The 13,315-nt window shown below is 62.9% G+C and carries 12 protein-coding genes; 4 read left to right on the top strand and 8 right to left on the bottom strand.

Annotated elements, in window-relative coordinates:
- Window positions 1-203 precede the first annotated feature (203 nt).
- The 7 genes from cyoE to hmpA all read right to left on the bottom strand — a co-directional run bounded on the left by cyoE (window position 204) and on the right by hmpA (window position 7,745).
- The gene (cyoE, locus tag K5H97_RS04880) at window positions 204-1,091 is read right to left on the bottom strand and encodes a heme o synthase (RefSeq protein WP_028689798.1); all 888 of its coding nucleotides are present in this window, start codon (window positions 1,089-1,091) and stop codon (window positions 204-206) included.
- A gap of 11 nt (window positions 1,092-1,102) precedes the next feature.
- Entirely contained in the window at window positions 1,103-1,435 is a 333-nt protein-coding gene (gene cyoD / locus K5H97_RS04875; protein WP_028689799.1) for a cytochrome o ubiquinol oxidase subunit IV, read from the bottom strand.
- Window positions 1,435-2,058, bottom strand: a complete 624-nt coding sequence (gene cyoC / locus K5H97_RS04870; protein WP_028689800.1) for a cytochrome o ubiquinol oxidase subunit III — start codon at window positions 2,056-2,058, stop codon at window positions 1,435-1,437. Before cyoC ends, cyoD begins: the two co-directional genes overlap by 1 nt.
- A 3-nt stretch (window positions 2,059-2,061) precedes the next feature.
- On the bottom strand, window positions 2,062-4,083 hold the full coding sequence (cyoB, locus tag K5H97_RS04865; protein ID WP_028689801.1) for a cytochrome o ubiquinol oxidase subunit I: 2,022 nt from the start codon (window positions 4,081-4,083) through the stop codon (window positions 2,062-2,064).
- A gap of 3 nt (window positions 4,084-4,086) precedes the next feature.
- On the bottom strand, window positions 4,087-5,031 hold the full coding sequence (cyoA, locus tag K5H97_RS04860; protein WP_028689802.1) for a ubiquinol oxidase subunit II: 945 nt from the start codon (window positions 5,029-5,031) through the stop codon (window positions 4,087-4,089).
- Window positions 5,032-5,590: 559 nt separating this feature from the next.
- On the bottom strand, window positions 5,591-6,097 hold the full coding sequence (locus K5H97_RS04855; RefSeq protein WP_028689803.1) for a disulfide bond formation protein B: 507 nt from the start codon (window positions 6,095-6,097) through the stop codon (window positions 5,591-5,593).
- 469 nt (window positions 6,098-6,566) lie between these two features.
- Complete coding sequence (hmpA, locus tag K5H97_RS04850; RefSeq protein WP_028689804.1) at window positions 6,567-7,745, bottom strand: NO-inducible flavohemoprotein; 1,179 nt, start codon at window positions 7,743-7,745, stop codon at window positions 6,567-6,569.
- A gap of 154 nt (window positions 7,746-7,899) precedes the next feature.
- Between hmpA and norR the strand changes: the two genes are divergently transcribed.
- The 4 genes from norR (at window position 7,900) to K5H97_RS04830 (ending at window position 11,573) form a co-directional block, all read left to right on the top strand.
- Window positions 7,900-9,450, top strand: coding sequence for a nitric oxide reductase transcriptional regulator NorR (norR, locus tag K5H97_RS04845; protein ID WP_028689805.1), 1,551 nt, complete (start codon window positions 7,900-7,902; stop codon window positions 9,448-9,450).
- Window positions 9,451-9,542: 92 nt separating this feature from the next.
- Window positions 9,543-10,442 carry a chemotaxis protein gene (locus K5H97_RS04840; RefSeq protein ID WP_028689806.1) on the top strand — a complete coding sequence of 300 codons (900 nt, stop codon included), beginning with the start codon at window positions 9,543-9,545 and terminating at the stop codon, window positions 10,440-10,442.
- Window positions 10,443-10,530: 88 nt separating this feature from the next.
- A complete protein-coding gene (locus K5H97_RS04835; protein WP_028689807.1) occupies window positions 10,531-10,842 on the top strand; it encodes a hypothetical protein in 312 nt (103 codons plus the stop codon).
- A complete protein-coding gene (locus K5H97_RS04830) occupies window positions 10,839-11,573 on the top strand; it encodes a YkgJ family cysteine cluster protein (RefSeq protein ID WP_028689808.1) in 735 nt (244 codons plus the stop codon). Before K5H97_RS04835 ends, K5H97_RS04830 begins: the two co-directional genes overlap by 4 nt.
- Window positions 11,574-11,691: 118 nt before the next feature.
- Here K5H97_RS04830 and K5H97_RS04825 read toward each other — a convergent pair whose 3' ends face one another.
- A complete protein-coding gene (locus K5H97_RS04825) occupies window positions 11,692-13,275 on the bottom strand; it encodes a methyl-accepting chemotaxis protein (RefSeq protein WP_028689809.1) in 1,584 nt (527 codons plus the stop codon).
- Window positions 13,276-13,315 lie beyond the last annotated feature (40 nt).

Here is a 13,315-nt window from a genome sequence, read left to right as displayed (position 1 = left end):
CTGCGGCGGCCTGAATCAGAAGATAGTGCCGAAACACAGTTAATGCAAAAGATAATTTCCTGTTTTGTTGGATTTTTTCAGACTATTTTTTTGAAATTTGAGATTTATGTTTCCAGCACTGGCCCTTCGCGGGCAAACACAGGAAAAAAGCATAAAAAAACCCCGGCACATGGCCGGGGTTCTTGGTGTAACAGGCTGCTGTATCAGCGCGCGTAGGTCATCAGCACATCAGCCGCGGTCTGGCTGTCCACGCCCATCATCACGCTCAGGGCGGTAACGGTGAGGATGGAGAAGCCAAACACCTTGCGGGCCCACTTGCTGTCGTCCTCGGCCTTGTAGCCGCCCCAGGCCATGTACAGCCAGTACAGGCCCATGGCCGCCGCCACGGCGAGGTAACCCAGGCCGGCATAGCCGCCGAGGGTCAGCATCAGGGTGGCGAGCACGAAGGCAAGCACATACAGCACGATCTGCTTCTTCGCCGCGAGGATACCGCGTGCCACCGGCAGGACCGGAATGTTGGCGGCGCTGTAGTCCTTGAAACGGAAGATGGCGATGGCAAAGCTGTGCGGCATCTGCCACAGGCTGAACATCACCAGCAGGGTCACCGCGGCCAGGTCGAAGCTGTTGCTCACGGCGCAGTAGCCGATCACCGGAGGCATGGCACCGGACAGGCTGCCGACCAGGGTACCGTGCACCGATTTGCGCTTCAGCCACAGGCTGTAGAAACCGACGTAGACCACGAAACCGACCAGGGCGCAGAACGCCGCCAGCGGATTGGCTTGCACATACAGCAGGCTGAAACCCGCCACCCCGAGCAGGGTGGCGTAGATCAGCGCCAGGGGCAGCGACATGCCGCCCTGAACCATGACGCGGTTCTTGGTACGTTCCATCTTGTGGTCGATGTCACGGTCGATGCAGTTGTTGAACACGCATCCGGACGCGACCACCAGGGAAGTACCGATCACCACCGCCAGGAACAGGGCGAAATCCACATGCCCCTTAGCGGCAAGGAAGAAACCGCCTGCCACGGAAAGCACGTTACCGAAAATGATCCCCGGTTTGGTGATTTGGATAAAGTGCTTCACGGACATGCAGTCTTACCTCACTTGGCCAACATTTCGAAGTGGATGCTGAACATGATCCACAGCGACAGGCCGACCAGCAGAGCGATCACCAGGGTAGTGAACAGGAACGTCGACACGTTGGAACGCTGCTCTTTCGAGCGGTCCATGTGCAGGAAGTACACCAGGTGCACAACCACCTGGATGACGGCCATGGCCACCACGATCAGGACGGTCAGGTTCTTCGGCAGGCTCGGGAACATCACCAGGCCGAACGGAATCGCGGTCAGGATGATCGAGAGGACGAAGCCGATCATGTACGACTTCACGCTACCGTGGTTACCCTCGTGATGAGTGTCGTGTGCGCTAGCCATTACAGAACTCCCAGCAGGTAGACGACGGTGAACACGCAGATCCAGACCACATCCAGGAAGTGCCAGAACAGGCTCAGGCAGCTCATGCGAGTCTTGGCGGTCGGCGTGATGCCGTGCTTGTTGATCTGATACATCATGATCGCCATCCAGATCAGGCCAGCGGTCACGTGCAGACCGTGGGTGCCCACCAGGGCGAAGAAGCCCGACAGGAAGCCGCTGCGCTGCGGGCCGAAACCTTCGGCGATCAGGTGATGGAATTCATAGATTTCCATCGCGATGAAGCCTGCACCGAACAGGAAGGTCACGGCCAACCAGCCCAGTACGCCGGCCTTCTTGCCGTCGAACATCTTCAGCATGGCGAAGCCGAAGGTGATCGAGGACAGCAGCAGGAACGCGGTTTCAACCAGCACGAAGTCGAGCTGGAAGATGTCGTGGCCCGACGGGCCGCCGGCAAAACTGCCGGACAGCACCGCGTAGGTGGCGAAGAGCGACGCAAACAGGATGCAGTCGGTCATCAGGTACAGCCAGAAACCGAGGACGGTCATCTGGCCCGAGTCGTGGTGGTGGTCATCGTGCGCATGGTCATGACCATGCGCGCCACCGTGGATTACTTGACTGGACATTGATTACACCCGTTCAAACGATTCGACACGTGCGCCGCCGGCAGGCAGTGCACCAGCGTTGGCCAGCGCTTTCATGCGCTCGCCTTCGATGCGCGCCACTTCTTCGGCCGGCACCATGTAGCCCTGGTCGTCACGCGCGGCGTGGCGAACGAAGACGGCGATGGTCGCAACCAGGCTCGCACCCACCAGCCACCAGATGTGCCAGATGAAGGCGAAGCCGAACACGGTCAGGAACAGACCCATGAACAGACCGGTGGAGGTGTTGCTCGGCATGTGGATCGCTTCGTACTTGGCAGGTGCCTTGTACGCAGCACCGGCTTGCTTGGCTTCGTGCCAGGCGTCCAGGCCAACATGCTCAGGCATGTGAGCGAAGTTGTAGAACGGAGGTGGCGACGAAGTCGACCACTCCAGGGTACGGCCGCCCCATGGGTCGCCAGTGACGTCCATGTTGTCCTTGCGGTCGCGAACCGAGACGTAGATCTGGATCAACTGGCAGGCGATACCGAACAGGATCAGCACGGCGCCGACCACGGCCACGTACAGGTAGGGTTCCCACAGCGGGTTGTCGGAGTGGTTCAGACGACGGGTCATGCCCATGAAGCCCAGGGCGTACAGCGGCATGAACGCAACGTAGAAGCCGGAGATCCAGAACCAGAAGGCAGCCTTGCCCCACTTCTCGTTCAGGGTGAAACCGAAGGCTTTCGGGAACCAGAAGGCGAAGCCGGCGATGTAGCCGAATACCGCGCCACCGATGATCACGTTGTGGAAGTGGGCGATCACGAACAGGCTGTTGTGCAGAACGAAGTCGGCACCTGGAACAGCCAGCAGGACGCCGGTCATGCCACCGATGGAGAAGGTGACCATGAAGCCCAGGGTCCACATGATCGGCGCGGTGAAGCGCAGACGGCCCTGGTAGATGGTGAACAGCCAGTTGAACAGCTTCACACCGGTCGGAATGGAGATCAGCATCGTCGCCAGGCCGAAGAAGGTGTTGACGCTGGCGCCGGCACCCATGGTGAAGAAGTGGTGCAGCCAGACCGCAAAGCCCAGGATGGCGATCGCGCCCGAGGCGTAGATCATCGAGTGGTGACCGAACAGGCGCTTGCCTGCGAAGGTCGAGGTGACTTCCGAGAACACGCCGAAGGCCGGCAGGATCAGGATGTAGACCTCAGGGTGACCCCACGCCCAGAACAGGTTGACGTACATCATCGGATTCCCACCAAGCTCGTTGGTGAAGATGTGGAAGTCCAGATAACGGTCAACGGTCAGCAGGGCGAGTGCGGCGGTCAGGATCGGGAAGGAAGCGACGATCAGCACGTTGGCCCAGGTGCAGGTCCAGGTGAAGATCGGCATGTCCATCAGCTTCATGCCAGGGGCGCGCATCTTCATCACGGTGACGAGGAAGTTCACGCCTGTCAGTGTCGTACCCAAGCCTGAGAGCTGTAGCGCCCAGATGTAGTAATCGACACCCACCCCAGGGCTGTACTGGATACCCGCGAGCGGCGGATAGGCAACCCAGCCGGTCTTGGCGAATTCACCAACGCCCAGCGAGATGTTGACCAGCAGCACGCCTGCCAGCAGCAGGTAGAAGCTCAGGGAGTTCAGGAACGGGAAGGCAACGTCACGTGCACCGATCTGCAGCGGAACCGCGAGGTTCATCAGGCCGGTGAAGAACGGCATCGCCATGAAGATGATCATGATCACACCGTGGGCGGTGAAGATCTGGTCATAGTGTTCAGGCGGCAGGTAGCCTTCCGAGCCACCGGTGGCGGCGGCCAGCTGGGTACGCATCATGATGGCGTCGGCGAAGCCGCGCAGCAGCATGACCATAGCGACGATGATGTACATCACGCCGATTTTCTTGTGGTCGACCGTGGTCAGCCACTCGGTCCACAAGTAGGTCCACTTGCGGAAATAGGTGATGGCACCAACGACAGCGATACCACCGAGCGCGATCATGGCAAGCGTCACCATGACTATCGGCTCGTGATACGGTATCGCCTCCAGAGTTAATTTACCGAACATCTCTTACTCCTCTGCACCGGCAGCTGGTTGCATACTCGATTCCACACCCTTGGTGGTGGCCAGGTCTTTGCTGCCTGCTTCTTCGTGGTTCGGACGACCGCGGTTCATGCCTTCGTACTTGTCGACGATGCGCTGGAACTGGTCAGCCGGAGCCTCGCTGTACAGCGCGACTGGGTTGTTTTCGCTAGCTTTGGCCAAGGCGTCATATTCGGCCTGGTCCAGTTTCTTCGGCGATGCCTTCACTTCAGCGACCCATGCATCGAAGTCAGCTTGCGAAGTGGCGACAGCCTTGAATTTCATACCGGTGAAGCCGGCGCCGCTGTAGTTGGCGGAGATGCCGTCAAACACACCGTTCTCGTTGGCGATCAGGTGCAGTTTGGTGGTCATGCCGGCCATGGCGTAGATCTGGCCGCCCAGACCCGGGATGAAGAAGGAGTTCATCACGGCGTCGGAGGTGACACGGAAGTTAACCGGGGTGTTGGCCGGGAAGACGATCTTGTTGACCGTGGCGATGCCCTGCTCCGGGTAGATGAACAGCCACTTCCAGTCCAGCGCGACCACGTCGATCTGCACCGGCTTCACATCGGAATCCAGTGGACGGTACGGGTCCAGCTTGTGGGTGGAGTGGTAGGTGAAGTAACCCAGGGCGATGATGATCAGGATCGGGATGATCCACACCGCGGCCTCGATCTTGGTCGAGTGCGACCAGTCGGGGGTGTAGGTGGCGGCCTTGTTGGAAGCACGGTACTTCCAGGCGAACGCCAGGGTCATGATGATCACGGGCACGACCACCAGCAGCATCAGGCCGGTGGCGATCAGGATCAGGTTCTTCTGCTCAATGCCGACCTGGCCCTTGGGGTCGAGCAGGGTCCAGTTGCACCCACTGAGTAAAAGCATGCCTAAAAAGGGCAATATGCCAAACAGTCTGGGGTAACGCTTTTTACTCATCTCACGACCTCTAGATCAGCTTGCTTCAATGCAATTTGTGTTTTGGTAGCCAACACTTCGTCCTGCCAAGTGCGGCAATTGGCGCCCGTACTCGCCCCTGCCAGGGATCCGACTGCAGGATCTTGGCGTCAAGCGGGTGTGCGGTGCTTATGGTTTCGTAGGCAACAGGCCTGTACTTCAGACCAAGTCCATTTGGTGCGGAAAACGCGGAGGGGGGTCCGCCCGGTATCGCCGTTGGGCGAAACTTGACGAAGTCAGCAAATGGAAAGCGCTGCGGCTTCCATCAATCCTGCGACTTGCAAGCAGTGCCGAACGGAAATTGGGGGCGATTGTAGATAGGTCGCCCCACGATGACTATGACTTATTGAGCAACAGTCTTTTACAGAATGCGCAACAATACTGGTCAAAAAATCAACTTCGCGACAGTTTGTCGCACCCCTTCCAGTAGCCCTGAAACCCTTGCCGCGCAAGGGCTGATGGCTGACCTGGATCAATCGTGCGGCGCACTTTGCGGCTTATCTTGCCGTGCAATAGACCCAGGTCAATTCGGGACTTTGGTCTAACCGCGACGTCGGTTTCGGTAGATTCCCAGGGGCACCAGCAGCGCCGTCAGGACGAAGGCCACCAGCGCCCATTGCGCCAGCGACAAGCCGAGGATCGGCGGATACGGGGTGGAGCAGAAACCGTCGACCTGGAAGGCCAGTGGCCAGAGCTTGGCCAGCGGCAGGTCGTCGACGATGGGCTGCAGGGTGTCGATGCCACAGCTCACCATCGGGTTGGCGAGTATATACACATGGTTGCCCGCCGCAACGATCCCGCCGATGGCGCTGAGCACCACCAGCGCCTCGAAGAAGGTCAGGCTACGGCGCCCGGGCATGGCCGCGGCGATGAAGGCGAAGATCGCGATGAACAGCAGGGCATAACGCTGCAGGATGCACAGCGGGCACGGCGCCTCGCCCAGCACTACCTGCATGTACAGGGCGCCGCCGATCAGCGCAAGGCAGATCACGCCGAGGAGCACCAGAAAGCGCCGTTCCCGGTTCAGGCGCGATGAGAGTTCGTTCATTGCCGATTCCTTCGATGGAGAGTGGCAGCGTGGGCTGCCCGAGGGGCGCCCAGTCTACACGCTGGAGATGACCTTTGAATGCATCGAGCAGGGGCGTGCGTGGCTATCCACTGATGACCTAGGACCGAGCGGGTCGGTTTCGGTTCACTGGCCAACATGAAAAATGTGCCAGCTTGAGCACCGGACAGGGGCAGGCCCCTCGACACCCGGGAGTGAAGGATACCGTGATTAAAGGAGGATTAAAGATGAACGCCGGTGTGGAGGCGTTCATCTCTTTCTATATAGAGAAGGGACAGGCCCAATCGCTGCGGTTCGGCGCTCGGCCACATCGATAGCGCCGAATGTCATCGTCCGTTTCGTTCTCGATTACCCACGGCCGGGAGCATCCGGGTGCTGTCGGCCCGACAGAACGCCGAACCGCAGCGATTGGGATGAATAGCGGGGCAAGCCCCGCGATGGGCTCAGCGTTTCACTCCAACGCCGCCGCCGGTCCGAAGAACTCGTAGCGCGCTTGCCCTTCCGGCACGCCCAGGCCCTTGAGCTGGCGCTTGATCGCGGCCATGAAGCCCTTTGGCCCGAGGAAGTAGGCGTCGATGTCACGCTCACGCGGCAGCCACTCGCCCAGCAGCGCCTGGTCCAGCAGGCCCACGGCGTCGGCGGCCTGGCTGCCATCTTCCTCGGCGTAGCAATAGAAGCGCTTGAGCTGCGGGTGGCGCGCCGCCAGCCCGTCGATCCAGTCGCGGAAGGCGTGCACCGCGCCATTTCGCGCGCAGTGGATGAAGTGCACCGGTCGCTCGGTCTTGAGCGCCGCCTCGAGCATCGCCAGGGTCGGGGTGATGCCAACCCCGCCACTGATCAGCACCAGCGGCTTGTCGCTGGCGGCGAGGGTGAAGTCACCGGATGGCGGGAACAGTTGCAGGGTATCACCGACCATCAAGCCGTCATGCAAGTAGTTGGAGACCTTGCCACCCGCTTCGCGCTTGACGCTGATGCGGTACTGCTCGCCGTCGCACAGAGCCGATAGCGAGTAGTTGCGGCGCTGCTCCTGGCCATCGATGAACACCTGCAAGCCGATGTACTGGCCCGGCTCGGCCTTGAGCACCGGCTTGCCATCGAGCGGTGCGAAGTAGAACGAGACGATCTCGCGGCTTTCCTGCTCGCGGCGCACCAGGCGGAATTCACGGGTACCGCGCCAGCCGCCAGCGGCCTGCTCCTTCTCCTTATAGAGGTGCTCTTCCGCACCGATGAGGATATCGGCCAGCTGGCCATAGGCGGCGGCCCAGGCGGCGATCACTTCCGGGGTGGCGATGTCCTTGCCCAGCACTTGCTCGATGGCGCGCAGCAGGCAGCTGCCAACGATCGGATAATGTTCGGGGAGAATCTGCAGGGCCACATGCTTGTTGATGATCTGCCCGACCAGGCCGCCCAGTTGCTCGAGCCGGTCGATGTGACGGGCGTACATCAGCACGCCGTTGGCCAGGGCACGCGGCTGGTCGCCGCTGGCCTGGTGGGCCTGGTTGAACAGCGGACGCACCTCGGGGTACTCGCTGAGCATCAGTTTGTAGAAGTGGGTGGTCAGGGCCTCGCCACCGCTTTCCAGCAGGGGGACAGTGGCCTTGATGATTGCACGTTGTTCGGCATTGAGCATTGCGACAACTCCTGAGCCTTTGGCTTCGAATGGTTGCCTGGGGTATTTCAGCAATCGTGCCAACTTTAAACACCAATAAAATCAGGCTCTTGAGCACATCAGTGTCATAAGGACACACTCAGGCGTATAGTCATTACGACCAACAGGAGTCCATATGACTGCAAAGCCCCTGCTCACCGCCCTCCTCCCTCTGGTCAGCGACCTCTCCTGCGACCTGCCCGACCAGGAGCGCTACCGCCGCCTGCTCGGTGCCATGCGCGGCCTGCTGCCTTGCGATGCCGCGGCACTGCTGCGCCTGGACGGTGAGTGGCTGGTGCCGCTGGCGGTGGACGGGCTGTCGCCAGACACCTTGGGCCGGCGCTTCAAGGTCAGCGAGCATCCGCGCTTCCAGGTGCTCCTGAGTCGCCCGGAGCCGACCCGCTTCGCCAGTGACAGCCAGTTGCCCGACCCTTATGACGGCCTGGTCAATGCCGAGCATGTCGACCTCGAAGTCCACGACTGCATGGGCTGCCCGTTGATGGTCGACGAGCGCCCCTGGGGCCTGCTGACCCTCGACGCCCTCACCCCCGGCCAGTTCCAGAGCCTGGAGCTCGACGCCTTGCAGGCCTTCGCCAGCCTGGCCGCCGCCACGGTGACCGTGGCCGAGCGCATCGAACACCTGGCCTCGCGCGCCGAGGACGAACACCAGCGCGCCGAGGTGTACCGCCAGGCCAGCGGCCAGGACCGGGAACTGATTGGCCAGAGCAAGGCGCACAAGCGCCTGGTCGAGGAGATCCGCCTGGTCGGCGGCAGCGACCTGACCGTGCTGATCACCGGCGAGACCGGCGTCGGCAAGGAACTGGTGGCCCAGGCCCTGCACCGCGCCAGCCAGCGCGCCGACAAACCGATGGTCAGCCTCAACTGCGCCGCGCTGCCCGACACCCTGGTGGAGAGCGAACTGTTCGGCCACGTGCGCGGCGCCTTCACCGGCGCCCACGGCGAACGCCGAGGCAAGTTCGAGCTGGCCAACGGCGGCACGCTGTTCCTCGACGAGGTTGGCGAACTGCCCCTGGCGGTACAGGCCAAGCTGCTGCGGGTACTGCAAAGCGGGCAACTGCAGCGGCTGGGCTCGGATCGCGAACACCGCGTGGATGTACGTCTGATCGCCGCGACCAACCGCGATCTGGCCGAGGAGGTGCGCAGCGGCCACTTCCGCGCCGACTTCTATCACCGCCTGAGCGTCTATCCGTTGCACGTGCCACCGCTACGCGAACGGGGTCGCGACGTGCTGTTGCTGGCGGGCTATTTCCTCGAACAGAACCGCTCGCGCCTGGGGCTGGGCAGCCTGCGGCTGTCCGCGGACGCCCAGGCCGCGCTGCTGGCCTACGGCTGGCCGGGCAATGTGCGCGAGCTGGAGCACTTGATCGGCCGTTCGGCGCTCAAGGCGCTGGGGCAACACGGGCAGCGGCCGAAGATCCTCACCCTGGAAGCGGCCGACCTCGACCTACGCAACCTGGCGCCGGCCATGCCGGTAGTAGCCGAAGCGCCGTCGGCCGATGTGCCGTTGCCCGAGGGCGGGCTGCGTGAAGCGGTGGATGATTATCAGCGGCAGATCGTCGAAGCCTGCCTGAATCGCCACCATGACAACTGGGCCGCCGCGGCGCGAGAGCTGGGGCTGGACCGGGCCAACCTGAGCCGGCTGGCCAAGCGACTGGGCTTGCGCTGAATACACCATCGCAAATAGCAAACTACGCTAAAGCCTGACGCCAAAAAGCCGATAACCCGGCATCCTCCCCCATTTCGAACCGAAGGTTGCCCATGGCCACGCAAAAAGCCCGCGCGGACTCGCTGTCCCTGCTGCTGTTCACCCTGCGCAGCGGCAAGCTGATGGCTATCAACCTGCTCAAGGTCAGCGAGATCATCCCCTGCCCGCCGCTGACCAAGCTGCCGGAGTCCCACCCGCATGTCAAAGGCGTCGCCACCCTGCGCGGCAACTCGCTGTCGGTGATCGACCTGTCCCGCGCCATCGGCGAAATGCCCCTGGCCGACCCCGACGGCGGCTGCCTGATCGTCACCGAGATCAGCCGCTCGCGCCAGGGCCTGCACGTGCAGGCGGTAAGCCGCATCGTCCATTGCCTGAGCACCGACATCAAGCCGCCGCCCTACGGATCGGGCAACCGCTCGTTCATCACCGGCGTGACCCGGGTCGACAACACCCTGGTGCAGGTGCTGGACATCGAGAAAGTCATCCACGGCATCGCCCCGCCGGCCCACGAGCCGCACCCGGGCGAAGTCAGCGAGGAAGACGCCAGCCTGCTGGCCGCCGCCAACATCCTGGTGGTGGACGACAGCCAGGTCGCGCTGCAGCAATCGGTGCACACCCTGCGCAACCTCGGCATCGAGTGCCATACCGCGCGCAGCGCCAAGGATGCGATCAACGTGCTGCTGGAGCTGCAAGGCACCGAGCGGGAAATCAACATCATCGTCTCCGACATCGAGATGTCCGAGATGGATGGCTTCGCCTTCACCCGCACCCTGCGTGAAACGCCGGACTTCCAGCACCTGTACATCCTGCTGCACACCTCGCTGGACAGCGCGATGAGCGGCGACAAGGCCAAGCTGGCGGGGGCCAATGCGATCCTGACCAAGTTCTCCTCGCCGGAGCTGACCAACTGCCTGGTGACGGCGGCGCGGACGGTGGTGTTCGAGGAGCGCTGACACATCAAGTCAGGATTTTCCTGACTTGATGAAGGAAAACGTTCGGGCATAATTCGCGCCCTTCGCAGATTCATTGGCGGTGTCGCGTATGAAATACCTCAGTTCGTTCCTCATTCTCTGCGCCCTTGCCAGCGGCGTAGCCCACGCCTCGAGCAACCAGGCCTGGACCGACCAGCGCAAGCACATGCTCAAGGCCTGCCTGGCCGCCAGCCAGTTCAAGGATGCCCACGCCCTGGGCAAGCCCACCGAGTTCGACGACCGGGTCGGTTACAGCGCGCTGTTGATCGAGGGCACCTACCCGCAGAAGCACATGCAGAACCGCACCGGTACCGAGTTGTGCCTGTATGACCGCCAACGCCAGCAAGCCTTCACCAGCGAATGGGACGCCGGCAAGCGATGAGCGACAGCATTCGCTTCGCCTGCACCGGCTGCGGCAAATGCTGCACGGGCCATCATGTGCCGCTGACACTTGCCGAGGCCCACTCGTGGGCGGCCTCCGGCGGCCAGGTGGTGGTGCTGATCGAAGGGTTCCTCGCCGATGGCCCGGGCATGCCGGTGGACCAGCGCGAGCATGTGCTGCGCCGTTCATTCCCGGTGCCCTGTGGCGCCGGGCAACTGCAGGTGTCGGTCACCTTCGCCGCGTTCAACCCGGGGCGTTGTCGCAACCTCGACGACAACGACTTGTGCGGCATCTATGAAAGCCGGCCGCTGGTCTGTCGCATCTACCCGGCGGAAATCAACCCGCACCTGCCGCTGCGGCCGGAAAACAAGGACTGCCCGCCCGAAGCTTGGAAACAAGGGCCTGAGCTGATTCATGGCAGCCTGCCGGTGGATGAGACACTGCGCGCCTTGATCGAGGCTTCGCGTCAGGCGGACCGCGACGATATCGCCGCCAAGGTGGCGATCTGCCAGACGCTGGGGATGACCACCAGCGCGCTTAAGGGCAACGGGTTTACCGCGTGGTTGCCGGACATGACGGCGTTCGCGGCAGTGCTGGAGCAGCCGCCACAGGCGGTCGATGGGCCATGGGTGGTGCATGTGCAGGACGAGGCGCTTGCGGCCGAATTACAGGGTCATCGCCTGCAGGTGACGGGCGAAGCGCCGGTCTACTATGCGTTCATCGGTTTCTAGATAGATCCAATCGCGGGGCAAGCCCGCTCCCACGCCCTAGCCCTCGACACTCCACGCTTCGAGGCCACTATTGTGGGAGCGGGCTTGCCCCGCGATAGGGCCGGCACTGACAACTCAATCACTGACACCGCCGCCAGAACTCATCCGCCAGCCGCCGCAGGTCCTTGGCCAGCTCCGCCACGTCACTGGCACTGCTGTGGCTGCGCTGCCCGACGCTGACCGTCGCCTCGCTGGCCTGGCGGATGCTGGTGATGTTGCGGTTGATGTTCTCGCTGACCTGGCTCTGCTGCTCCACCGCTGCGGCGATCTGCAGGCTCATCTCGTTGATCTGGTTGACCCGCACGCTGATGCTGTCCAGCGCGTCGCTGGCCAGTTGCGCCTGCTCGACGCTGTGCCCGGCATGGGCGCTGCTCTGCTGCATCACCTGCACCGCCGCGCGGGCACCCTCCTGCAGGGCGGCGATCATGCGCTGGATATCGTGGGTCGACTGCGCGGTGCGCTGGGCCAGGCCGCGCACCTCGTCGGCGACCACCGCGAAGCCACGCCCCTGGTCACCGGCACGCGCCGCCTCGATGGCGGCGTTCAGCGCCAGCAGGTTGGTCTGCTCGGCGATGCCACGGATCACGTCGAGCACCCCGGAGATCTCGCTGCTGTGATTCTCCAGTTGGTGGATCACTTCGCTGGCCTCGACCAGAGAGCCGGCCAGGTCCTGGATCGCGCAGCGGTTGCGGTCGACCAGGTGATGGCCGGACTGGGTCTCACCCTCGGCCTGGTCGGCGGCCATCGCCGCCATCTGCGCGCTGCTGGCCACCTGCGCGACGCTGGCGCTCATCTGGTGGATCGCTGTCGCCACCTGGTCGGCTTCGCTCTGCTGCTCCAGGCTGTTGGCATGACTGCTGTGCAGGGCCTCGACCAGCGAGCCGGAGTGCCCGGCCAGGCGCGACGAGGTATCGCCGATGCGCCCGACCACCGCCCCCAGCTGCGCCTTGAGCATGCGCATGGCGAACTCGATCTGCCCCAGGCCGTCACGCCGGCCGGTATACAACTGCTGGCTCAACGGGTTGTCGGCGATCGCCTGGGCCTGCTGGCGCAACCGCTCGTAAGGGCGCAACAGCACCAGAATCGCCAGGCTGCTCAAACCTGCCGCCGCTGCCACTTCCACCAGCGATTCCAGCAACGGCGCCCCCAGCCACCACTGCCCGGCACCCACTACCAGCGCCAGCACGGCACCGACCGCCAGCGACAAACGTGAGCCCAATCCCAGTACCGGCAAGCGCTCACGCCAGCCACGTCGGCCTTCGCGCAGGCGCGCATAGCAGCGCTCGGCCGCCGCGACCTGCTCGGCCCCAGGCTTGGTCCGCACCGACTGGTACTCCAGCGCCTGCCCGCCGCTGCTGATCGGCGAGACGAAGGCGCTTACCCAGTAGTGGTCGCCGTTCTTGCAGCGGTTCTTCACCAGCCCCATCCACGAACGCCCGGCCTTGAGCGCCTGCCACATCTGGGCAAACGCCTGGGGCGGCATGTCGGGATGGCGGACGATGTGATGGGCGTTGCCCAGCAGTTCCTCGCGGGAGAAACCACTGATCCGCAGGAAATCATCATTGGCATAGGTAATGCGGCTGTCCAGGTCGGTGGTGGACAGGATGTTGGCGTCGCCGGGGTAATCCACTTCGCGACCGGTAACAGGCACATTGCACTTCATCGGAGGCTCTCGTTGTTGTACGGGAAATCGGCAGGGCGTA

It is taken from the genome of Pseudomonas mosselii (assembly GCF_019823065.1).
GTDB classification, from domain to species: Bacteria; Pseudomonadota; Gammaproteobacteria; order Pseudomonadales; family Pseudomonadaceae; genus Aquipseudomonas; species Aquipseudomonas mosselii.
This window is presented reverse-complemented; position numbering and strand designations above follow the sequence as displayed.